Below are 23,839 nucleotides of genomic sequence, written 5' to 3' on the forward strand. Positions count from 1 at the left end.
TGTCTGAGCAGCGAGGGTGGGCACCGAAGGCTCTGCGCCTCACCCCCCAAGCAAGCGGCGGCGCGAGCCGCTAAACACATGCACTCGCGAAGCGAGTGAACCGCCCCCTTCGGCGTCTCCGGCATTCCGCGATGAATCCTTTTTTCTTGCTCTGAAACCTGCTTTTTGGAGGAGGCGCTTTAGCGGCGATGGGGTGCGCGGCAACCTGGCTATCGCCGATGAATCGGCTCCTACAAAGAGCTGCATCGGGCCAGATGTGCGGCGGCTCTCAACGCTGCGCCGCGTGGGCATCCGTCGTCGCAGGCAATGGCGACGTTGTTCCGACCATAGGGCGCATAACGCGCAGGATCAGTGGGTCCGAAAATGCCGACCGTTGTCGCGGCGGTCGCTGCGGCAAGATGTATCACGCCGCAATCCGCGCTGATATAGGTGCCTGCCGCCTCGATAAACGCCGCCAGCTTGCGCGGATCACTCGTGTAGTACGTCGGAAAGCCACCGCCCAGACGCGACTGGCCGTCGGCGGAAACCAGTTCGACGACGCACGTGTCGCCGGTCCGGGCAACGAGTTCGGTCGTGAAGACACTCCACCAGTCGGAGGGCAAGCGCTTTGACCCGGTCGCATTGGGGAAGATCGCCATCACGGGCAAGCCGCGCTCGTTCACGTCACGCAGCACGCGTGCGAGTGCGTCGCGGCCACTTCGTCGTTCCACATCGGTGAGGCGCACGTCCAGCCGGGGAACCTCGTCCCCGACGGCGACGCCCAGTGCCCAGCGCAGTGCCTGGACCGGTCGGGCCGCCAGATGCATGGCCATGCCATCCGTCGGCATGGCATCCGTGCGTAGCTGAAAGCGTGCCTTCGCCATGGCGCTGGCAATACGTCCCGACGACGATCCCGCCGCGGCATCGATCACCAGGTCGTAGCGGCGCGAACGCAACTTCCGCAATGCACCGATCGTCGCCAGCGGACGACGCGCTGCGCGACGGTCTAGCGTCGTACAGTCACCAACGATATCGAAGCCACGAAACACGGCATGCGCTGCCGGCCCGGCCGACAGCAGGTCCACTTCTGCCCCGGGAAAACGCCGCTCTATCTCGACCAGCAACGGCGTCAGCAGCAACGTGTTACCCAGCCTGTGGTTGGGGCGGCAAATGAGGATGCGCTGGATACCGGACGCCGGAAGCTCGCCAGCACCCACGAGGTTCTTCGCCGGAGCGACCAGATGGCGCGCGAGCCAGGCCGGGACACGTCGTCGCATGAGCGCTGCGTTCCCGTCATGGGTGTGCGAGCGGGCTCACTTGGCGATGGAGGTGACAGCGACACGACAGGAGACATGGAGGGCTCTCGGGAAGTCTGTCGCCAACGATGCCTTAGTTACCTTATGCGTTGCTGTCCACTGGATGACGATTCTGCTTCCGGGGATTCACGAGAGATCCCGCGGCACCATGTAGCCGAAGCCACGCACGGTCCGGATCGCATCGGGGCTGAGCTTGCGCCGCAGCGAATGGACGAGGACCTCCAGCGCATTCGGGCTGACGTCCGAATCCATGCCGTACACCGAGCACTCGATCGACTCGCGGCGAACGATCTTGCCGTGGCGTTCCATCAGCATGCGGAGCAACGCGAATTCGCGCCGGGTCAGCTCGATGCGGCGCGCCTGGTACGTCACCTCGAGCGTGCTGAGGTTGAGCGAAAGCGCACCCGATTCCAATTGATTATCGGCCAGTCCCTGGGCACGACGAGCCAGCGAGCGGATACGCGCTGCGAGCTCGTCGAGGTGGAACGGCTTGGTCATGTAGTCGTCGGCGCCCGCGTCCAGGCCGCGTACGCGGGACTCGATGCTGTCACGCGCGGTCATGACGAGGATGGGCGTCTTGACCTTCAGACGGCGCGCCTCGGTAATCACCTCGATGCCGTCCTTCTCGGGCAACCCCAGGTCGAGGAGCACGAGGTCGACGGATTGGTCGCGCAGCGCTTCGAGACCTTCCACGCCCGTGCGCAGCCACGTCACCGTATAGGCGAGGTGCTCGAGCGCGCGCTTAATCGCTGTGCCGAGACGGATGTCGTCCTCGACGACAATGATGTTCACGATCCAAGTCCTCCATGGCGGACGAAAGCTTCGGGTATCGCATCCGTGCGACGGGACGTGTCTACGAAAACGGCAGCCCGGTGCCATTATCGGAGTGCCGGCCTTATGCCTTGCTTAGTACCTGCCCGTAAGCATGCCCTAAGGCGCGGCCGGCAGCCTGTGCTCGCTCCCATACGGAACCCATCATGAGCCTAATCGTCGAAGGACTGCGCAACACCCTGGTGGGTCCTTTCACGTTCAGCGTGAAGGGGGGCCAGTGCCTCGCCATGACGGGCGCGTCCGGATCCGGAAAGACGCTTCTGCTCCGCATGATCGCGGACCTGGATCCCAACGAGGGCAGGATCACGTTCGCCGGGATAGACCGGGCATCGCTTTCCGCGCCGGACTGGCGGCGCCTGGTGGCGCTGGTTCCCGCCCGCAGCGGCTGGTGGGCGGACACGGTTGCCGAACACTTCCCCGAGGACCGCGAAGCGGAGTGGCGAGCACTCGCGGCCGCGTTGTTCGTCCCCCCGGCCCTGTTCGAGCGCTCTATCGAAGAAGCCTCCACGGGTGAACGCCAGCGTCTCGCACTGATCCGCGCCCTGCTCGCCGAGCCGCGGCTGCTGCTGCTCGATGAGCCGACGGCGTCGCTGGATCCAGTCTCCACGCAAGCCGTCGAAGCCTTGATCGCCAAGCGGCTCGCCGCCGGTACCACGGTTATCTGGGTGACTCACGACGCCGCGCAGGCGGACCGTGTGGGCAACCTCACACGTCACATGCAGGCCGGCGGAGTCCTTGCCACATGACGCCGCTCTCCCTGCACGCCGTCGACATCGCGATCGCCGCCCTTCTCCTCGTGGTCGACGCCGCGTTGTCGATCGGGCTGCGCCTGCGCTTCCATCGCGCGCTGTTGATCGCCTCGGTGCGCATGGTGGTCCAGCTGGTCGCCGTCGGCTACCTGCTCCGTTACGTGTTCGCGGGGCATTCGCCGTGGCTGACCGCGATTCTTGTGCTGGCCATGTCCCTGGTCGCCGTCCGCGAAGTCGCGGTCCGTCCGGTGCGCCGACTGGTGGGGGGAAATGTCCTGGTGGCGTTACCTAACGTGCTGGGCATCGTCCTGCTGACGGCGTGCTTTGCGCTGTTGACGGCCATCCGTCCGCACCCTTGGTACGACGCGCGCTACGCCATTCCCCTGGTCGGCATCCTGCTGGGCAGCATTCTCAACGCGGCGAGCATCGCGCTGGCGGGTGTTCTCGACAATGTGCGCCAGCAACGCGACGCGATCGAGGCCCAGTTGATGCTTGGCGCGACCTTCGGCACGGCCACGGCGCCGCTCCTGCGCCGATCCATCCGCACGGCCATGGTGCCGGTCATCAACCAGATGGCTGCGGCGGGTGTCATTACCCTGCCGGGGACGATGACGGGCCAGTTGCTGGCGGGCGCCGATCCCGTCGAGGCCGTGAAGTACCAGATCCTGTTGCTGATCCTGCTGACCGGGGCCAGCTGCATGGCTGCCGTCGGTACGGCGTACGGGGCTGTTGCCCGGCTGCGCGATGACCGCGAGCGGCTTCGCCTGGACCGCCTGAGGTAAAGCTTCGCTTTAGATTGCGAATCATTCTCATTACCCTTACGATATGCGTCACATCGGGCTGACGCCCGTGCATGACCCGTCAGTCAGGGCACCCATGAAGTCGACCCCCGTGAGCCATCGGCCCGCGTCGGGCGAACTCGTGCCCGATTCGGTCTGCCGACACTTTTGTTCATTGCCTCGCAAGGGAATCACCATGGCCTTCATCAAGAGCCGCAAACACGCCGCTCCTGCCGCGCGCACCGTCGGTGCCGCCGTCCTCCTGACTTTCGCGCATGCCGCCGTCGCCAGCGATACGGTCGACGCGCCGCCGCAGCAGGCCAAGGCCAGCGACGTCCAGGCACTCCCCGGCATGCAGGTCGACGCCGACCGCTCGAGCGACTTCCGCGTCGACAAAGTGTCCTCGCCGAAATTCACCCAGTCCCTGCTCGACACCACGCAAACCATCCAGGTGATTGGCAAGGAGCTGATGAAGCAGCAGGGTGCGACCACGCTGACCGAAGCCCTGCGCAACAGCCCGGGCGTTGGCACCTTCTACGTGGGCGAGAACGGCGCGACCAACACGGGCGACGCGATCTATATGCGCGGCTTCGATACGTCGAGCAGCATCTTCGTCGACGGCGTGCGTGACACCGGCACCGTGTCACGCGACGTCTTCAATATCGAGCAGATCGAAGTCACCAAGGGTCCGGATGGCACCGAATACGGCCGCACCGCGCCGACCGGCGCGATCAACCTGGTGACCAAGCAGGCGGTACTGGGCGATGGCGAATCCGGCTCGCTCCAGGGCGGCAGCGGCCAGCGCCGCCGTGGTACGGCCGACATCAACCAGCAGCTCGACGCAACCACTGCGGTTCGCCTCAACGTGATGGACCAGAAGAGCAACGTCTACGGTCGCGACGATATCGAGAACAACCGCTGGGGCTTTGCGCCCTCGCTGGCGTTCGGCCTGGGCACGTCCACCCGCGTGTACATCGACTACCTGCACATCAAGCAGAACAATGTTCCCGACGGCGGCGTGCCGACCATCGGCTTGCCGGGCTACAGCAGTCCCGACGCGCGCGCATTCCTCAATGACGCCGCCAAGGTCGACCCGAACAACTACTACGGCACGAACCAGGATCACGACCACGTGACCCAGGACATGTTCACGGTCCTGGTCGAACACGACTTCAGCGACAAGGTCGCCCTGCACAATACGTCGCGCTGGGGCCGTACGACGGAAGATTACCTTCTGACGTCATTCATGGGCGCGACGGCGAACCTTGCGACGCCTAACCCGCTGGACCCGTCCACCTGGACGATCACGCGTAGCAACCCGACGTTCAAGCACCAGTCCAACCGGATCGCCACCAACCAGACCAACCTGACCGCATCGATCGACGCGGGTGGCTTCACGCAGGACATCAGCACCGGTATCGAACTGACGTCCGAAGAAGCTCGCACCATCGGCATGGGTCCGCTCAACGGCAGCACCTGGCCCGTCGCCAACCTGTATCACCCCGACTCCGATGTCGGCGGCCTGAAGTACGGCGAGACCGGTGCGCTCAGCAACGGCAAGACCAACACGGCGGGCGCGTACTTCTTCGACACCTTCAAGTTCGGTGAACACTGGCAGGTGAACGCCGGTGTACGCATGGACCACTACAAGACCGATTTCTCCAGCCTCGTGGTTTGCGGTGCACGTAACGGTCCTGTCTGCGGCCGGCTGCCTGCCGGCAGCATTGTCCCGGGCGTGGATACCAGCGTCAGCGACAACCTGATGAACTACAAGATCGGCGTGCTGTACAAGCCCGCCGCGAATGGCAGCATCTACGTCAACTTCGCGCAGTCGCAGCAGCCTCCGGGCGGCAACACGCTCACGCTCTCCTCCGCGGCGAACAGCGCCGACAATCCCAACTTCGATCCGGAAAAGGCACGCACCGCCGAAATCGGCACGAAGTGGGACCTGCTCGGCTCGAAGCTGTTGCTCACTGGCGCGCTCTACAGCACCACGGTGACCAACGATGTCGTGCAGGATCCGACCGACCTGCTTTATTACCAGGTGGGCAAGAAGCGTGTGCAGGGCGTGGAGATCAACGCGGTCGGCAAGCTGACCGACGACCTCGCGATCAGCGCCGGCTTCACCACGATGAATGCCACCGTCAAGGACGGCCCGGGCGTCACCGCCAACGGCTCGGACGACCTGGCCTATACGCCGAAGAAGGCGTTTACCTCGTGGGTCACGTATCACCTGCCGTTCGACCTGACCATCGGCGGCGGCGCGCGTTACTCGGGATCTCTTCAGCGCGGCACCGACGGCGCCGTGGGCACCCCGGCCTATACCCGTGCGTACTGGGTGTTCGACGGCATGGCCAGCTACCCGGTCAACAAGAACTTCGACCTGCAGCTCAACGTGTACAACCTGTTCGACAAGAACTACGTGGCCGCGATCAACAAGAGTGGCTATCGTTATACCCCGTCCACGCCGCGCTCGGCCATGCTGACCGCGAACGTTCGTTTCTGATCGACAGAAGGAAACACCGCCATGTTGCTGCATATTCCCGAGGTCCTGAGCAAGGAACAGGTCGCCGGGATGCGCGGCGCCATGGAGGCTGCCGAATGGAGCGACGGTCGACAGACCGTCGGTCCACAGGGTGCAAAGGTAAAACGCAACCAGCAACTGCCGGACGCGTCGCCGCTGCGCCGCGAGTTGGGTGAGATCGTGGTGGCGGCACTCGCCCGCCATCCGCTGTATCACGCTGCGGCCCTGCCGATGCGTACCCTGTCACCACGGTTCAACCGCTACGAAGGCGGCGGTGAGTACGGCTTTCATATCGACGGCGCCGTCATGGCCACCGGCGACAGCGATGTCCAGGTGCGCAGCGACATCTCCTGCACGCTCTTCCTCAGCGAGCCGGAGGAATACGACGGCGGCGAACTGATCGTCAGCGACACCTACGGCGAACACGAAGTAAAACTCCCCGCCGGGGACGCCATCGTCTATCCCTCCTCCAGCCTGCACAAGGTCACGCCGGTGACGCGCGGCGCACGCATCGCTTCGTTCTTCTGGGTGCAGAGCCTCGTGCGCGACGACAGTGCGCGAAGGCTGCTGCTGGAGCTGGACACGGCCATCCGCAACCTCTCCGCCAGTGCCGCCGACCAGGCATCGATCCTGCAATTGACGGGCGTCTACCACAACCTGTTGCGGCGTTGGGCCGAAACCTGAGGTAAAACAAAGGTAGGCAGGGGCGCCCTCGGGGGCGGATAATTGGCGCCCCCTGATGTCCTTGGCTCCCTACCGCATGTTCCAACCTGGTCAACGCTGGATCTCCACCGCCGAACCCGAGCTCGGCCTCGGCACCATTCTTCGCGTCGAAGGACGCGGCGTGCAGGTCCTGTTCGCCAAAGCGGGCGTGCTGCGCCCCTATGCCACCGACAGCGCACCGCTGATCCGCGCCGAATTCCGCGCCGGCCAGCGCGTGTCGGGCAAGGGCCTCGCCTTCCTCGTCGAACGCATCGAAGAACGCGAAGGCCTCTTCGTGTATCGCGGCGAAGGGCGTGAACTGGAAGAAGGCCAGCTCGACGACGAGCAGGCGCTTTCGCAAGCCGACGATCGCCTCATCGGCGGCCGCACCGATACCAACGAAAGCTTCGACCTGCGCCTGGATGCCCTGCGCCGTCGTGCCGATGCCCGCCGCTCGGCGGCATGGGGTCTCGAGTCGGCACGCATCGGCCTGGTCCCGCACCAGCTGCGCGTGGCCGGTATCGCCGCCGCACGTCGCCCGCCCCGTGTGCTGCTCGCCGACGAAGTGGGCCTGGGCAAGACCATCGAAGCGGGCATGATCCTGGCGCGCCAGCTCGCCGCCGGCCGCGCCGGCCGCGTCCTGCTGCTGCTGCCGGAAACCCTGGTCTACCAGTGGTTCGTCGAACTGCTGCGTCGCTTCAACCTGTCGTTCGCCATTTTCGACGAAGAGCGCTGCGAAGCCATCGAGCAGTCCAACGACGGGCGTAACCCGTTCGAGGACGACCAGCTGGTCATCGCCGACTTCGCGTTCCTCGAATCCGCACCGAAGCGCGCGCGCCAGTTGGCCGAGGCCGGCTGGGACCTGATGGTGGTCGACGAGGCTCACCACCTCGAATGGACTCCCGAAGCCGCCAGCCCCCGCTACCGTCTGGTGGAAGAACTGGCCACGGCGACACCCGGTGTCATCCTGCTCACCGCCACGCCGGAACAGCTGGGCCGCGCCGGGCACTTCGCCCGCCTGCGCCTGCTGGATCCCCAGCGTTACAGCGACCTTGACGCCTACCTTGCCGAATCGGCGGAATTCGGTGAACTGTCCGAAGTCGCCAACGCGCTCGCCGACGGCAAGCCGCTCTCTTCTGAGCACCGCACCCTGCTCGACGCCCGTTTCAAGGGCGACCGCGAGCTGGCCGGCCTGCTGACGCGCGACGACGCCCACGCCGAGCTGCTTGCCGCACTCATCGACCGTCACGGCACCGGCCGCGCGATGTTCCGCAACCGTCGCGCCGGTATCGGCGGGTTTCCGCGCCGCGTGCCGGAGATTCTCGCGATCGACCCCGAGACGCTCGACGCCGGTCGCCGGGATGCCCTCCTCGCCGAGTTCCGCGCGGACATCCAGAACGCCGCGGCGCATCTCGAGTTCGATTACAACGACGACCCGCGCCTCGAAGCCCTGATCGACCTGCTCGACGCGCACCCGTCCGACAAATTCCTGCTCATCTGCCGTAGCCAGGCCAAGGTGCTGGCGATCGAAGACGCGCTGCGCACGAAGAGCGGCGTAGGCGTCGCCCGTTTCCACGAAGGCCTCGGCATCGTGCAGCGCGATCGCAACGCGGCGTTCTTCGCGCAGCCAGACGGCGCCCGCCTCCTGCTGTGTTCCGAGATCGGTTCGGAAGGCCGCAACTTCCAGTTCGCCCACCGCCTGGTGATGTGGGATCTCCCGCTGGATCCGGACCTGCTCGAGCAGCGCATCGGCCGCCTCGACCGTATCGGCCAGCGCCACGACATCGTCGTGCACGTGCCCGTGGTCGAGCAGAGCGCGCAGCACGTGCTGGCCCGCTGGTACGACGAGGGCCTGGACGCGTTTCGTTCGAGCCCCGCCGATGGCCGCGAACTGCTTCGCCGTTTCGGCGAGCTGCTCGCCAACCTCGCCGACGAACACGCCCGCGAGGACGATTCGCGCGACCAGGAACTCGACGCACTCATCGCGGAAACCCGTGGCGCGCATGAGGAGCTCTCCGCCCTCATCCACGCCGGTCGCGACCATCTGCTCGAACTGGCCGCCAGCCGCGATCCACATGCCGATGACCTCGCCTCCAGCTTCGCCCGCGAGGACCAGGATCCAGCGCGCGATGCCTTCATCCAGCGCTTGTTCGAAACCTACGGCGTGCATACGGAAGAACTCGCACCCGACATCGTGCTGCTCGACCCGCAGTACCTGTCGACAGACGGCCTGCCCGGCTTTGCCGATGGCCCGCTTTCGGTGACGTTCTCGCGCGACGTCGCACTCGCCCGCGAAGACCTGCCCTTGCTGCGCATGGACCACCCGATGGTCTACGCCGCGGTGGACCTGCTGGTGAGCGGCGAAACGGGCAACGCCGCGTTCCTCGTCGACGATGCCCTGCCCGTACGCACCGCCCTGCTACAGACCGTTTACGTGCTCGAGATCATCGCCGATCGCGCGCTGGACGCCGGCCGCTTCCTGCCCGCGACACCGCTCGTCGTTGCGGTGGATACCAAGCTGTCGGAACGCCCGGGCTTCCGTCCGAGCGACGTGGCGCTGCGCAAGGCGACGGATCGCAATATCGAAGTGGCTCGCTTCCGAAAGTTTCTCTCGAAGCTGGTCCCGCCGATGCTCGAACACGCCCTCGACCTCGCCGAGGGACGCGCCGAACTGCTCAAGTACGAAGCGATCGACGCCGCGAAGCTCGAGCTGGACACCGAGCACGCACGCCTTGTGGCGCTGCGCGCCGTGAACCCGTCCATCGCGGCCTCGGAAGTCGCCGCCATCGCCGCCGAGCGCGATGCCTTGCTTGCGGCTATCCCCAACGCGCGCCTGCGTCTGGATGCCGTGCGATTCGTGGTCAGCCCGGACTTCCTTTCCCTGCGCTGAGGGTCAGGACCAGCGGCGTGGTGGCGGTCGCACGCCCCACGCCCAGAGCAACAACAAGCCCGCGAACAGCCCACCCAGGTGGGCGAAATGGGCCACGCCCGCCAACGTGCCGGTGACGCCGAAGAACAGTTCGGCCAGGCCGTAGAGCGTGACGAACAGCCACGCGGGGATACCGATGGGAATCGGGATCATCATCAGCTTCTCGCGCGGGAACAGCATCGCGAAAGCGCCGAGCAGGCCAAAGATCGCACCGGATGCACCGACGGTCGGAAAGACGCGGCCCGGCTCGAACCAGTACACGATGGCCAGCTGGGCAAGCGACGCCGCGACCAGGCAGGTGAAGTAGTAGATGATGAAACGGCGCTGCCCCATCACCCGCTCGATCAGCCCACCGAACATGTACAACGCATACATGTTCAGCAGGATGTGCATGACCGACCCGTGCATGAAGCCGTAGGTGATCAGCTGCCACGGGCGGAAGCCGATGCCGGCGATGTTGCCATTGCCCACGTCGATGGCCATGTCATGGCCCACCGGCCACAGCGCAAACCACTGCGAGAGCGCCAGGGTGTTCTCGTCCTGCAGCAGGAACTGAAGGGCGAAGACCAGGACATTGGCAATGAGCAGGTTGCGCGTCACCGGAGGCAGGTTGGTCGGCATGGTGGTCCCCGGCCTCAGGCGGTCAGCGGCGTAGGCTGGAGGATCTCGATCCAGTACTGGTCGGGATCCCGGATAAAGGCGATGTGCCGCATGCGGCCATCACTCAACCGCTTCTGGAAGGTGACGCCGAGCTCTTCGAAGCGCGCGCAGGCGACATTCACATCCGGCACGCTGACGCACAAGTGCCCGAAGCCGCGCGGTTCGCTGTTGCCATTGTGATACGCGAAGTCGGCGTCTGTCTCGGTCCCATGGTTATGGGTCAGCTCGAGCACGCCCGGCTGCGCCAGCGCCCAGCGCTTGCGCTCCGCGTCGTCGTCGGGAATCACGCTGCGGTCGCCGACCAGGACCAGGTAGACGATGGTGAACTTCGCCTCTTCGTAAACGTGCTTATAGACCGGCGTGAATCCGAGCACCCGGGTGTAGAAGTCCAGCGAGACGTCGAGATCGCGCACGCGGATCATGGTGTGGTTGAACACGAAGCCGTGGGTGGCAGCGTCCGGCGTGGCGGTGACGCCGGGCAGCGACGTGAGGTCGGCGAGGGACATGGGGATATTCCTTGGGACAATGTCCAAGGGTGGCTGCCATGGGGCGGCAATTCAAGCATTTGGGGGGAGTCGCGGTCGGGTTGGCCCTTGGGGCCGCGGCGCAGCTCTTCGAGACGGGCGGTAGCCAGTCTCTCGCTCCGTAAGCTGGTCGGGGCCGCCCTCAGCTTAGGCGGCCCCAAGGGCCAACCCGACCGCGACACCGGACGCTGAGGTTGCGTGTGGCACAAGCGCCACGCCGCTTCGTCGCCCGAGCTTCGATGAGCGACCAGACTGCTTTCTGTAGGAGCCGCTTCAGCGGCGAACCCTCAGGCTTTCGGACATGCGAACGAGGCCTTGTGGTGACCGGGCGAGCGGTTGAACCGCCGACACGATGCGACGCAATGCCTCATTCGCAAAATCACGGCTGAGGGTTCGCCGATGAATCGGCTCCTACAGTAGAAAGCGCATCACCGCCGGCGCGGCCCGACCGAGAGAAGTAGCAACACCACCGCCAGCGCCCCATAAGCCGCAACAAATTGCCACACCAACGTACGCGCGGCGGGATCGAGCAACCACGGCAGGTACACCGAACCGATCGGTTCCACCGAGTGGATGACGCCGAAGGCCGTGAGCACGGCGCCGATCGCGACGATGCCCGCTGCCTTACGCACCTGGCCGTCGATCATCGCGACCACGAAGCTCGCCCAGACCATCGAAGTGATGATGAAGCCGTTGCCGAGGATGACGATGACCGCCATCGCGGAGATGCCGTGGCTGGCGTCGCCGTACAGCGCGGCAAAGTGCGCGGGGTCGACGATGGACGGGTCGCCCAGCTTGATCGCCAGCATGCGTGCGATGGCCGGAAAGAAGCTGAAAACCACCGCGCCGGCGTAGCGTAGCGGTGTCGCCTCGAAGGCCTGGGTGGTGATGCCGATCGAGATGAAGACGAGGATCGGTGCGAGCACGGCGACCGGGAGCAACTCCACCAGGTTCGCCAGGTAACCGAAAACGCCGCCCAGCCCGATGACCAGGCCCGTGACCAGGGTGTAGCCCGTACGCGCACCCATGGCCTTGTACGCCGGCTGGCCGATGTACGGCGTGGTCTGTGCTACACCGCCACACATGCCGGCGATCAGGGTGGCCAGGGCCTCCACCAGCAGGATGTCCCGGGTCGAATAGTCGTCGCCGGCAGCGCGGGCGCTCTCCGTCACGTTGATGCCGCCCACCACCATCAACAGGCCGAAGGGCAGGATCAGCGGGAGGTAGGGCACGGTCGCCGGCAGGCCGTCGATGAAACCGAGCGTCGGTAGCGGGAAGCCGAGACGCCACTGCCATGCACCCGGCGAGTGATAGCCGGTACCGAGGAAGCCCGACGGCCCCAGCCCGTAGTAAAGGACCACGCCAACAATGAAGGCGCCAAGCACGCCTGGAAGGCCGAACGGTAGCCGCCGCTTGGCCACCAGCGCGTAAAGCACCACGCCCAGACCAGCGAAACCCACGACCGGCACGCGCAGGATCTCTACCAACGGCAGGAAACCCATCAGCACCAGGGCGATGCCGGCGATCGAGCCGAGCAGGCCTGCACGTGGCACGGAGCGCTGAACCCATGCGCCAAAGAACGACAGGACGAACTTCAGCACACCCATCACGACCAGCGAGGCCATACCCAGGTGCCAGGTGGCCTCCCCTGCCGCGATCGGGTCCATGCCCGCCTGACGGTACCCCGCGAACGCAGGGCCCAGGACGAGCAAGGCCATGCCGATCGTGGTCGGTGCGTCGATGCCCAGCGGCATCGCGGTAACGTCCTCGCGCCCGGTGCGGGCCGCCAGCCGGCGGGCCATCCAGGTGTAGGCGAGGTTGCCGAGCAGTACTCCCAACGCGGTACCCGGAAACATCCGGCGGAACACGATGTCCGCGGGCATGCCGAAGATACCGATGAGAGCCGTGGCCATGAAGGCGAGCAGCGAGAGGTTGTCGACGACGAGGCCGAGCACACCGTTGAGGTCTCCGCCGCCGAAACGGCGACGTGGTGCGATAGTTGTGTTCATCAGAAGGAGACGTCCGCCGGCTGCGTTACACGGAGAACCGACTGGTCGCCCGTCTTTGCCTTCCACGCGGCGCGGATGGCGTCGACCGACGCCTGCTGCGTCGGCGAATCGGGGTAGAGCAGGATCACGATCTTCGAACGCAGGCGCTCCGGCTTCGTCTGCTTGACGCCCTGCCACTGTCCGTAGGCATCGACCACGGTCAGACCGCTCGGGAATCGTGGCGTCACTTCCTTGTCCAGGAAGGCACGCCAGGCAGCCTCATCCACCCCGTCCCGGCCGTCGGCAAGGCCCAGGCCGAAGTAAAGCTCCGTGCGCACCCATCCATGCGTCGCGTCGGGATGCGCGGCATCGCCGCTCAGTGTTGCGCTGCTGTGGTTTGCGGTCGCGGGGCCGTGCTCCGGCCAGTTCACGCAACCCGCCGTGACCAGCGACACAACGAGGAAAAGACTGGCGAGAACCCTCATACAAACCCCTTGCGCAAGCTTCCAAGAAACGGACGTCCATACGGCCAGCCGTCCAACCTATTGACACAGCGTACACCGCGGTGCAACAAATAGTGAAAGGTTCGCACGTTCCTGCGGCCACTGGAACCACCCTGTCGTGAGCTCCCGCCTGCCCCGCCCCGCCTTCGTTGCATGCCGCCTCGCGGCCGATGCGCGATGTCGCCCGGGCCGCGCCACGCACGGCTGACGCCGCGCCCCGACCGCTCCCCGCCCCTCGTCGTCCGCCCTTCGGCGGCAACGACCCCGTGTGCCCGCCAGGAACTTCCATGCACCCGTCCCGCCTCGCTTCCGCCATCGTCATCGCCCTCACCGCCCTTCCCGTCGCCGCGCAAGACGCCGACCGGCCCGCCACCAACCTGGACCAGATCGTCGTCACGGGGACGCACGCCAAGGACCGCACCGTCCTCGACTCACCCGTGCCGATCGACGTGCTGACGGCGGAAGACCTTCGCTCCGCCGGTGCCGTCAACGGCGAACTCGGCCAGGCACTGGCCACCCTGCTGCCTTCGTTCAACTTTCCCCGCCAGTCCAACTCCGGGGGATCCGACCATGTGCGGGCCGCACAGCTACGCGGCATGAGTCCCGACCAGGTCCTCGTGCTCGTCAACGGCAAGCGCTTCCATACCTCGGCGCTGGTCAATAGCGATACCAAGATCGGCCGTGGCACGACGCCGGTCGATTTCAATGCCATTCCCATCAGCGCGATCAAGCGCATCGAGGTGTTGCGCGACGGCGCGGGCGCGCAATACGGCTCCGATGCCATCGCCGGCGTGGTGAACATCATCCTCGACGACGCGCCCGAGGGAGGCGAGGTCGATGCCACGTACGGTGCGTATCACACCAACTTTCGTCCCGGCGACCGCACGATTACGGATGGCCAGAGCGGTTATGTCAGCGCGAAGGCCGGCACGAAACTCGGCGGGGACGGTGGCTTCCTCCGGGCCGGCATCGAAGGCAACAACCGCCAGCCGACCAACCGCGCCGGCCCTGACCAGATCCCCTCGTGGGAGAACCCCTCCCCGGCAAACCTCGCGCTGCAGGGTAAGCGCAACTATGCCGCGGGCGATCCACGTAACGAGAACTACAGCGGCTGGTTCAACGCCGAACTCCCTTTGGGCGATACCGTGCGTGGCTACGCGTTCGGCACGTACACGCAGCGCCGGACGGTCGGCGACAACTACTTCCGCTATCCGGACAGCGACGCTAACGTTCCGTCGATCTATCCGGATGGCTATCGCCCTGAGTCGCTCGGCTATAACCGCGATATCAACCTCACGGCCGGTGCCCGCGGCCGCGCGGGCGAATGGGATATCGACGCGAGTCTGACCTGGGGCCGCAACACCTTCGATTACGACCTGCGCGATACGGTGAACGTGTCGCTCGGCGACGCCAGCCCGACGCGCTTTAACATCGGCAAGTACGACAACGCGCAGGGCACCGCCAACCTCGACCTGAGCCGCTCGATCGAATGGGGATCGAAGCTGTTCACCCTGGCGACGGGTGCGGAGTTTCGGCATGAGGGATTTCGTACGTACCCCGGCGACCCTGCGTCCTATGCCGTGGGGCCCGTTGTCGGCGCACCTATCGGCGCGCAAGCGGGCGGCGGCCTCACACCGCAGGACACGGCCGACCTTCATCGCAACGTCGGTGCGGCTTACCTCGACCTCTCCGGTGACCTCACCGACCGGTTCTTCGCCGATGCGGCAGGCCGCTATGAGCACTACAACGATTTCGGCTCCGCCTGGACCGGCAAGCTGAGTGGCCGCTTCGCGATCACCGAGGCGATCGCCCTTCGCGGCGCCGTGTCCAACAACCTGCGTGCGCCGTCGCTGAGCCAGGTCGGCTTCGAATCGACCTCGACGGGCTATGGCGCTGACGGAACGCTGGTGCAGGGGCGCATCCTCTCGGTCAACAACCCCATCGCGCGCGGGCTGGGCGCACAGGATCTGAAGCCCGAGAAGTCACGCAACGTCAGCCTGGGTCTCACCGCGCAGCTCGGCGAGCGCTTCGACGCGTCCCTCGATGTCTACCGTATCGATGTCGATCACCGCGTCACCCTGTCCGAGACGATCGCTCCGGATGGCCTGGAGAACTACATCGACGCACGCTTTGGCGTACCGGGCGTCCAGAGCGTGGCCTTCTTCACCAACGCCGTCGACACCCGCACGCGCGGCGCCGAGCTGGTGACGAACTACCGGCAACCGGCCTACGGCGGCAACCTCACGCTCACTGCAACGTACAGCTACAACCGTACGTCGATCCGCAAGGTCCGCGATACGCCGCCTGAACTCGCCGCGCTGGGCGCCGATGCCGTGCTGTTCGGCCTGGAGGAACGCAATACGCTCACCGACGCCGCACCTCGCCAGCGCGGCTCGTTCACCGCCCGCTGGGATCATCCCCGTTGGTCGCTGCTGAGCCGGCTGACTCGCCAGGGCAGCACGACCCGTGTCTTCGACTTCGGTGACGGTTTCGTGCCCACGCAGACCTACGGCGCACGCTGGCAGCTCGATGCCGAAGCCGAATGGCACGCGACCGACCGTTTCTCCATCGCCCTGGGCGGCCAGAACATTACCGACCAGTACCCGAACCGCTCGATTCCCGACATCGCCTATGCGGGGAATTTTCCTTACGACGTGATCTCGCCGATCGGCACGAACGGGGCGTACTGGTATGCACGTGCCAGGTATGCGTGGTGACATAAAAAAAGGTTCTTCGCGGATTACCGGGGCCCGGCCGCTCAGCTTTCCCGCCGGGTATTCTTTGGCACCTCGCACCTCGCACCTAGCACCTCGCCCATGGCTCGCCTTCGGCTTCGCGGGGCTCGGCGTTGCCATCGCTCTCAACACTTGGGCGTCTCGCGGGGAGACCTTGGTGTCCACCCTCGCTGCTCAGACACGTCCTCCGCGTTCGAGAAGGAAAGGCCGCTCACGCGGCCCGTGTATCTATTTGGCCTACGGCCGCTCCACTTGTGCGGAACTCGCATCGAGGGTGGACACCAAGGTCTCTCACGACGATACGGTGGAGTGGAAGGAGAGCCGTTGGCGTGGGGCCGTCGTCGGGTCCGGCCGGTCCCGGAGCCTCGGGCGATGCGGAAGCCGTTGCTGATACCCGGTTGCCGAACCCCTTCCTCGCGTCTGCGCTTCCATTGGCGTGGCTGCGAGGCTGCCGACGATGCTGCCGCGCTTTGGCTCGACCACGCGAACCTCAGGGTGCGGGAGAGCCTTCGGTGCCCACCCTCGAGGCGAGTTCCGCACAAGTGGAGCGGCCGTAGGCCAAATAAGTACACGGCCGCGCAGCGGCCTTTCCGGTACGAAACGCGGAGGACGTGTCTGAGCAGCGAGGGTGGGCACCGAAGGCTCTGCACCGCTACGTCTGAGCACCGAAGGCTCTGCGCCTCACCCCTGACGTAATCGGCGGCGCGCGAGCCGCTTGAAACACGCACTCGCAAAGCGAGTGAACCACCCTTCAAGCGTCCCCGAAGTTCCGCGAAGAACCTAAAAAAAAAGAGCCCGGCTTTCGCCGGGCTCCTTTATGCAACTACCGATCTTTAACGGATTACTGCTGAACCTGCAGTTCCGTACGACGGTTGCGAGCGCGGCCTTCGGCCGTGTCGTTCGTGTCGATCGGGTTGTTCTCGCCGTGACCGATCGGGCCTTCCAGACGGTCGGCACCGATGCCGTGAGCCGTGAGGTAGTCGAACACGATCTTGGCGCGACGCTCGGACAGACCCTGGTTGTAAGCGTCCTTACCGACGCTATCCGTGTAACCGGCAACCGTGACCTTGACGGTCGGGTAACGCTGCAGCGTGTCGACAGCCTGGTCGAGGACGCCCAGCGATTCGCTGGTCGGCTCCTGCAGGGTCGGGCCGATGTTCGTCTCGCCCTTCTTCGGACGGTCGAACTTGAAGTTGACGCCGCGCAGGTCGATGACGACCTTCTGCGGGCAACCATCCGGACCGACGATCGTGCCAGCCGGCGTGGCCGGGCACTTGTCGTCGCAATCGTTCACGCCATCGCCATCGCTGTCGAGGGTGGAGCAATCCGGAGCGGCCGGAGCGACAGCAGCGACCGGAGCCGGAGCTGCCGGCGGCTCGCCGAAGCGGGAGACGATCGAGAAGCCGAGGAACCAGTCGCCGTAGCCGTTCTCGCTACGAATGGTCTTGTCGTCCCAGTCATAACGGTAGCCGGCTTCAACGCGGAAGTCCGAGCTGTCGGTGATGGTCTTCGACACGCCGACGCCGAGTTCGGCAGCCGGTGCCCAGCCCTTGTCCGACGCGTTGTGGTGGTAAGCACCCATCACACCGGCCAGCAGGTACGGGCGCCAGCTGTCCCACGCACCAGCGTAGAAGCGAGCGGCCACGCCGTAATCGTTGTTCGCCCAATGGCCATTGCCATCGTTGTCGCGCTTGGTGCGGTCAGCGAAGATGTCGATCGAGGCGTTGCTCGAAATGAACTTACCAACGCCCAGACCGTAGTAGGCCTGACGCGAATTGGTATTGCGGTCGGTATCGTTGTAGTAACCGCCAACCGTCGGGGCGACGTACCAGCGGCCGTCATAGCCGTTACCCGCGTCAGCGGATTCCTGCGCGTGAACGGCACCCACGCCGCCCAGGGCCAAGCCGATCAGCAAAAACAAGCCCTTACGTTTCATCGGTGTCTCCTCATTATTGGTATTCGCGTCCGCGCTCCACCCCAGACGGAAATCGCGCGTAGAAACTCTTTATCGAATCCGGGGACTTCGCCGTCCCTCGCTTTAAACCCCTTCAACGGGCGGCGGCAGTTTAGCAAAAATCAAACAATTGAACACGTGCTAAAAACCGCCGTTCATACTTGAGTCACGGCTATTATCAAGCCGTGAAGAGTGTCATGAACTCGTGAATGGGCATGGCATCAAGCATTTCCGGCGAAGAAGTGACCGCAAGAACCTTCTCCACCCGCTCTGCAGGCCATTCTGCGCGCAGGGCGGCCTCGAACTTCTTGAGCAGGACCGGGATGCCTTCGGCACGGCGATTGCGGTGGCCGATGGGGAAATCGATCGAAACCTTTTCGGTTTTCGACCCATCCTTGAAGAAAACCTGCACCGAATTGCCGATGTAGCGCTTTTCCGGGTCGAAGTAATCCTTAGTAAATTGCGGATTCTCCACCACGGTCATTTTGTCGCGCAGGGCGTCGATACGCGGATCGGCGGCGATCGTGTCGTTGTAGTCGTCCGCCGTCAGGCGACCGAAAATCAGCGGCACGGCGACCATGTACTGGATGCAATGGTCACGGTCGGCGTAGTTGGCCAGGGGGCCGGTCTTGTCGATGATGCGGACGCCGGCTTCCTGGGTCTCGATGACGACCTTCTCGACCTGGTCGACCCGGTCGGCCACCTGGGCGTGCAGGGCCATGGCGCATTCCACGGCCGTCTGGGCATGGAACTCGGCCGGGAAGCTAATCTTGAACAGGACGTTTTCCATCACGTAGCTGCCGAACGGGCGCTCGAACTCGAAAGCGTTGCCCTTGAAGGCCACGTCGTAGAAGCCCCAGGTCTTGGCCGTGAGGGCCGAGGGGTAACCCACCACGTTGCGGTAGACGGCGTTGATCGCGTGGGTGACAGCGCGGCGGCAGGCGTCGCCGGCGGCCCAGCTCTTGCGGGGGCCGGTGTTCGGGGCGTGGCGATAAGTGCGCAGCGCGCCGTTGTCGATCCAGCTGTGCGAGACGGCCGTGGTGATCTGCTCCTTGCCGCCGCCGAGCATGGCGGTGGTCACGGCCGTGGAGGCCAGGCGGACCAGGATCACGTGGTCCTGGCCGACGCGATTGAAGCTGTTCTTGAGCGCGTAGCAGCCCTGGATCTCGTGGGCCTTGATGGCGTAGCCGAGAACATCGCGCACGGTCAGCGGCTTGCCGCCTTCCTTCTGTGCCTTGCGCGAGAGGTAGTCGGCGACCGCGAGGATCGCACCAAGGTTGTCCGACGGGTGGCCCCACTCGGCGGCCAGCCAGGTGTCGTTGAAGTCGAGATAGCGGATCTGGGTGCCGATGGCGAAGGCCGCCTGGACCGGGTCCAGCTCATGCGAGGTGAACGGCACGCGCGTGCCGCCCTGCATCACGGCGCCCGGAACCAGGGGGCCGAGGTGCTTGACGCAATCCGGGAACTTCATCGCCAGGGCTGAGCAGGCCAGCGAGTCGAGGAGCATGTAGCGCGCGGTGTCGTAGGCTTCCTTCGAGTCGATCTGGTAATCGGCCACGTAGTTGGCGATGTCCACCAGCGGCTGGTCCGGATCGGGACGCGTGGCGGAACGGATATCGTGTGCGCTCATGGACTTCACTCGTGGAGGGTGGGAAACCGGCGATTTTAACCGGTCGACCCCCGGGTATGTCTTGCCGCGGTGCATCCCAACCGCCACAATGCCCGCGACTACCGCCCAAGAGGGAGTAGTTCCGCGGAGCCTTCGGGCTTCGTGCGCGACGATCGTCAGTACGGACGCCACACGCGTCCCGGGCGTCGCGGCGGCATCGCGCCGGGAACGAGACTTTTGTGGTGACGACGGGTGCGCGTACCCGTCGCCGCCGCATTCGATCTCATAACGCGCGAAGGACCCGCTTTCATGGATTTTCTCACCCCCGAATTCTTCTCCGGCCTGGCAGCGATCATCCTGCTCGACCTGGTGCTGGCTGGCGACAACGCCATCGTCATCGCGCTGGCCGCTCGCAACCTGCCCCGCGAACTGCAGAAGAAGGCCGTTTTCTGGGGCACCTTCGGCGCCATCGCCCTGCGCATCGTGCTGACCTTCGCGGTGATCTGGCTGCTCAAGCTGCCCGGACTGATGCTGATCGGTGGCGCCCTGCTCATTCCCATCGCGTGGAAGCTTCTCAAGCACGACGAGCATGATCCCTCCATAACGCCCGCTGCGGGCTTCTGGGCGGCAATCCGCACCATCGTTATCGCGGATGCGCTGATGGGCCTGGACAACGTCCTGGCGATCGCCGGCGCGGCCAAGGGCCACATGGGACTGGTGGTCCTCGGCCTTGCCATCAGCGTGCCTTTGGTGGTCTGGGGCTCCACGCTCATCCTCAAGCTGATCGAGCGCTTCCCCGTCGTGATCTACATCGGCGCCGCGGCTATCGCCTGGACAGCGGCACGCATGATCGCGCATGACCCGCTCGTCGCTGCGTGGTTCGAGGCCAACCCGTGGACGCCGTGGACTCTCGATGCACTGCTCGTTATCGGCATTTGCGCTGGCGGCTGGTGGCGTGCGCGCCTCGCGCAGCGCGCGAAGGCAGCCTTGCCTCTCGCTGGCGAGTGAGGGGATAGCTCGCCACGCGAGCTCATGTACCCAGCGGCTTGCGCCGCTTCACGCTTGTGGGTGTGTTGGGTCGAGCACAAAGCCAGCGAGTTGCAGCACCGCTTGTGTAGGAGCCGCTTCAGCGGCGAACCCTCAGCGATGGTCGTCGCGAATGAGGCATTGCATCGCATCGTGTCGGCGGTTGAACCGCTCGCCTGATAACCACAAAGCCTCATTCGCAACCTCGACAACCTGAGGGTTCGCCGCTGAAGCGGCTCCTACAGAAGGCAGTCTGCCCGCTCATCGAACCTCGGGCGACGAAGCGGCGTGGCGCTTGTGCCACACGCAACCTCAGCGTTCGGTGTCGCGGTTGGGTTGGCCCTTGGGGCCGCCTAAGCTGAGGGCGGCCCCGACCAGCTGACGGAGCGAGAGCCCAGCTACCGCCCGTCTCGAAGAGCCGCGCCGCGGCCCCAAGGGCCAACCCAACCGCGACTCCCGAAGCATCACGAGCGTGAGGCGGCGAACGCCGCTTAAAACATGCGCTCGCGGAGCGAGCGATTCGCATAAAAAAGGCCGCCCGAAGGCGGCCCCAGGATTCCCCCTGGCTAGGCGAACGGCATGAGGCCGCTCGCCAACCAGACGATCCGATCAGAAGCGAAAGCGAATGTAAGCCGCTGGACCGTTGAGCTTCATGTCCAGGTCGAGGTTGTACTGACGCTTGTCCTGGTTGAGCTTGATCTTCGTGTACGCGTACTCCGCACCGATACCCACGTTCTGCCACGGGAAATACTCGACACCGAGGGCAGCATCGAAGATGTGGCCGTTGAGCTCACCGCCATTCTTCTTCACACCCGAGGCGTTGAAGTACATGCGCCACTGCTCGTTGAATGCATGGCGCCAGCCGATCTGCAGGTTCGGCGCCCAGGCGCTTTCGTTGGCGGTCGCGCCCGACGCGGCGGTCTCGTCGTTGATCGTCGCACTGCCATAAACGCTGGCGTGCACCTTGTAATACGCCGCACCCAGGCCGAGGCCGAAGACGTCGTCACCGGTGCCGAACCACCACTTGTAGGCGGCGCTGCCGAAGGTGAACTTCAGGTTGCCCCTCGCTTCCGCCGCGGCGTCGATGGGCTGGCCGAGGAATTCGACGTTCTCTTCGAGGGTCTTCGAATGCGAGCGATTCACTTCGTAGTAGTCGAAGCTGAAGCCCTGGTGCTCGCCGATGAGGAAGTCCAGACGTACGCGCGGTACGGTCTTGTGCTTCTTGAAGTCGAGATCTTTCTCGAGATTCACGTTACCGCTGGTGTTGAGGTAGCTCGTCTTCCCGCCGATGTTGGTGTCGTTGTTCGTGTAGTAACCGCCGACCCACAGGCTGATATTGTCGAGCGCTGGCGACTGGGATTTCTTGTTGCTGTCCTGCGCATGCGCAGTGGCACCGAAGACAGCGAGTGTGGCGATGGCGAGGCCCGCGGTGGCCTTGCCGAAACGATGATGACGGTTGCGCATGTGTCTGAAACTCCCTGCCAATGTCTTTGTTTTTGATCGAACCCCCATCGAAATATTAACGAGCAAGGATGTGTGCACCGCGTGCACGCGAATTCGCGCGTGTTTGAAACGCGTTCAGAAGAGTGAATGAATTGTGTGTACTTCAGAGCGTGATCGGTACGCGCACCGTGATCGTCGTATCTGGCGTATCGCGGGTGACACCAACGCCCAGCGTCACGTTCAAGGTCTCTTTTTCATTGAAACGATACGAACCGCCGATCAACAGCGAACCCAGGGTCACACGCGCCGATCCCGGCAACGGATCACCGTTCTGCTGCGTGCGACCGACGAATGCCTGGTCGTAACCGATGCTGATGGATGCCTTTTCGTTGAGCGAAAGGCCCATGCCCAGGCTGATATCGGCAATGTCGCCCGCCTTGATGTCCCCGAGAAACTGCTTGCCGGCGAGCAATACGTTACGACTTACGTTCTTGCGTTCGAAGTTGTGCAGATAGCTGAGATTGCCGAAGAACACGACCGGATCCGAGGGATACAACCAGGTCACGCCTGCCTGCGCCGAATAGAAGCCCGTGCCCGTGGGGCTTTGCAGGGGCAAGCCGGTGCCGGTGAAGTTCTCTACGCAACGGGTCACGCAATCACTGGTGACCTCGAACGGATCGCGACCGGTGCGCGATTTTGCGCGGAACCAGCCAACGTAGTACGGCTTGTCCGCGCCACCATCGTTGAGCTGATAGCGCAACGTGGCTTCGACATCGCCGATACCCTTGCCACTGGTGGTGAACAGGTTGTCCTGCGCGGTGCCGGTGAATATCTCGCGACTGATCGTATCGGTGTGGGTATCGACATACGGCACGCGCACTTCGAGTTCCATGCGATTGGTCAGGCCATAACGGAACGCCAGGGCACCGGTCTGCGTCGTCGTCTTCACCTGGCGTACGTCGACCAGGCCGATCAGGATGGCCGGAATCACCGTGTAGCCGACGAGCGCCACGCGGTCGCTCGACGAATAGCCGTACTGATACGAGGGTTCGATGATGAGCTTGCCCTTGGGCGTGAGCACGCCGGGCTGGTCGAAGATCGGCGCGACTTCCGGCGGGCGGTCGTCTTCCGCGGGTCGCCTGCCGACCGGCCTCGTCGCGACCACGGGCTGCGAGGCCTGTGCAGGCGGCGCTCCCGGAACAGGCGCACCCGGCTGCTGGTCCTGCGGGGCTTGCTGGTCCTGCGGCGCCGACTGCGTGCCCGCGACGGCCGCCGAGCCACCACGCGCCTCCTCCAGCGCATTCATGCCGATGGCCTTGCGCAGGTCGTTGTACTGCACTTCCTGCGATGCGAGCTCGCGCTTCATCTGCTCGAGTTCGGCGAGTTGTTCCGCCATCTTGCTGCGCATCGCATCGATACGTCGCCCCTGCGCCTCGATCTTCTCGCGCAGTGCCGGATCGACCGTGCTGCTACTGCTGCTCGCGCTGGCCTCCTGCGCCAGGCACGCTCCGATCCACATCGGAAGCGTCGCCAACGCAAGAGCACCCGCACACGTTTTTGCCTGCATCACCCTGCCGTTGCGATACAT

General features: G+C 64.9%; 17 protein-coding genes. 7 read left to right on the forward strand and 10 right to left on the reverse strand.

Features of this window, described 5'->3' with window-relative positions:
* Positions 1-230 precede the first annotated feature (230 nt).
* Together HB634_RS20840 and HB634_RS20845 are read right to left on the reverse strand one after the other, a co-directional pair.
* Positions 231-1,256 carry a glycosyltransferase family 9 protein gene (locus HB634_RS20840; RefSeq protein ID WP_213949994.1) on the reverse strand — a complete coding sequence of 342 codons (1,026 nt, stop codon included), beginning with the start codon at positions 1,254-1,256 and terminating at the stop codon, positions 231-233.
* Between the two features lie 165 nt (positions 1,257-1,421).
* Positions 1,422-2,087 (reverse strand): response regulator, encoded by a 666-nt coding sequence (locus tag HB634_RS20845; RefSeq protein WP_063574001.1) that lies wholly within the window; start codon positions 2,085-2,087, stop codon positions 1,422-1,424.
* Between the two features lie 185 nt (positions 2,088-2,272).
* Here HB634_RS20845 and HB634_RS20850 point away from each other — a divergent pair, with 185 nt between their 5' ends.
* The 5 genes from HB634_RS20850 to rapA all read left to right on the forward strand — a co-directional run bounded on the left by HB634_RS20850 (position 2,273) and on the right by rapA (position 9,770).
* Positions 2,273-2,872, forward strand: a complete 600-nt coding sequence (locus HB634_RS20850) for an ATP-binding cassette domain-containing protein (protein WP_213949995.1) — start codon at positions 2,273-2,275, stop codon at positions 2,870-2,872.
* Positions 2,869-3,657: an iron export ABC transporter permease subunit FetB gene (gene fetB, locus HB634_RS20855; protein WP_213949996.1), complete on the forward strand. Its 789-nt coding sequence runs from the start codon at positions 2,869-2,871 to the stop codon at positions 3,655-3,657. Before HB634_RS20850 ends, fetB begins: the two co-directional genes overlap by 4 nt.
* 193 nt (positions 3,658-3,850) lie before the next feature.
* On the forward strand, positions 3,851-6,160 hold the full coding sequence (locus HB634_RS20860; protein WP_213949997.1) for a catecholate siderophore receptor Fiu: 2,310 nt from the start codon (positions 3,851-3,853) through the stop codon (positions 6,158-6,160).
* A 21-nt stretch (positions 6,161-6,181) separates the two neighbouring features.
* Positions 6,182-6,862, forward strand: coding sequence for a Fe2+-dependent dioxygenase (locus tag HB634_RS20865; RefSeq protein ID WP_213949998.1), 681 nt, complete (start codon positions 6,182-6,184; stop codon positions 6,860-6,862).
* A gap of 76 nt (positions 6,863-6,938) precedes the next feature.
* Positions 6,939-9,770: an RNA polymerase-associated protein RapA gene (gene rapA, locus HB634_RS20870; RefSeq protein ID WP_213950080.1), complete on the forward strand. Its 2,832-nt coding sequence runs from the start codon at positions 6,939-6,941 to the stop codon at positions 9,768-9,770.
* A 3-nt stretch (positions 9,771-9,773) separates the two neighbouring features.
* Here the strand turns inward: rapA and HB634_RS20875 are convergent, their stop codons facing one another.
* The 4 genes from HB634_RS20875 to HB634_RS20890 form a co-directional block, all read right to left on the reverse strand.
* Positions 9,774-10,430 (reverse strand): rhomboid family intramembrane serine protease, encoded by a 657-nt coding sequence (locus HB634_RS20875; RefSeq protein ID WP_063571997.1) that lies wholly within the window; start codon positions 10,428-10,430, stop codon positions 9,774-9,776.
* Positions 10,431-10,444: 14 nt separating this feature from the next.
* Positions 10,445-10,975 (reverse strand): lactoylglutathione lyase, encoded by a 531-nt coding sequence (gene gloA, locus HB634_RS20880; protein ID WP_063571998.1) that lies wholly within the window; start codon positions 10,973-10,975, stop codon positions 10,445-10,447.
* Positions 10,976-11,421: 446 nt separating this feature from the next.
* Positions 11,422-13,002: a hypothetical protein gene (locus tag HB634_RS20885; RefSeq protein ID WP_213949999.1), complete on the reverse strand. Its 1,581-nt coding sequence runs from the start codon at positions 13,000-13,002 to the stop codon at positions 11,422-11,424.
* Positions 13,002-13,466 (reverse strand): DUF3574 domain-containing protein, encoded by a 465-nt coding sequence (locus HB634_RS20890; RefSeq protein ID WP_213950000.1) that lies wholly within the window; start codon positions 13,464-13,466, stop codon positions 13,002-13,004. The genes HB634_RS20885 and HB634_RS20890 overlap by 1 nt, the downstream gene beginning before the upstream one ends.
* Positions 13,467-13,771: 305 nt before the next feature.
* Between HB634_RS20890 and HB634_RS20895 the strand changes: the two genes are divergently transcribed.
* Positions 13,772-16,201 carry a TonB-dependent receptor gene (locus tag HB634_RS20895; protein WP_213950001.1) on the forward strand — a complete coding sequence of 810 codons (2,430 nt, stop codon included), beginning with the start codon at positions 13,772-13,774 and terminating at the stop codon, positions 16,199-16,201.
* A gap of 859 nt (positions 16,202-17,060) precedes the next feature.
* On the opposite strand, the gene HB634_RS20900 is transcribed toward HB634_RS20895, so the two are convergent.
* Positions 17,061-18,155, reverse strand: a complete 1,095-nt coding sequence (locus tag HB634_RS20900; RefSeq protein ID WP_063571758.1) for an OmpA family protein — start codon at positions 18,153-18,155, stop codon at positions 17,061-17,063.
* 196 nt (positions 18,156-18,351) lie between these two features.
* The gene (locus HB634_RS20905; RefSeq protein WP_213950002.1) at positions 18,352-19,803 is read right to left on the reverse strand and encodes a bifunctional 2-methylcitrate dehydratase/aconitate hydratase; all 1,452 of its coding nucleotides are present in this window, start codon (positions 19,801-19,803) and stop codon (positions 18,352-18,354) included.
* 288 nt (positions 19,804-20,091) lie between these two features.
* Here HB634_RS20905 and HB634_RS20910 point away from each other — a divergent pair, with 288 nt between their 5' ends.
* The gene (locus HB634_RS20910) at positions 20,092-20,790 is read left to right on the forward strand and encodes a TerC family protein (protein WP_063571756.1); all 699 of its coding nucleotides are present in this window, start codon (positions 20,092-20,094) and stop codon (positions 20,788-20,790) included.
* Between the two features lie 627 nt (positions 20,791-21,417).
* Here HB634_RS20910 and HB634_RS20915 read toward each other — a convergent pair.
* Positions 21,418-22,272 (reverse strand): porin family protein, encoded by an 855-nt coding sequence (locus tag HB634_RS20915; RefSeq protein WP_218625578.1) that lies wholly within the window; start codon positions 22,270-22,272, stop codon positions 21,418-21,420.
* A 142-nt stretch (positions 22,273-22,414) separates the two neighbouring features.
* Entirely contained in the window at positions 22,415-23,839 is a 1,425-nt protein-coding gene (locus HB634_RS20920; protein ID WP_213950003.1) for an acetate kinase, read from the reverse strand.

This window comes from Luteibacter sp. dw_328 (assembly GCF_018449605.1).
Taxonomy (GTDB): domain Bacteria; phylum Pseudomonadota; class Gammaproteobacteria; order Xanthomonadales; family Rhodanobacteraceae; genus Luteibacter.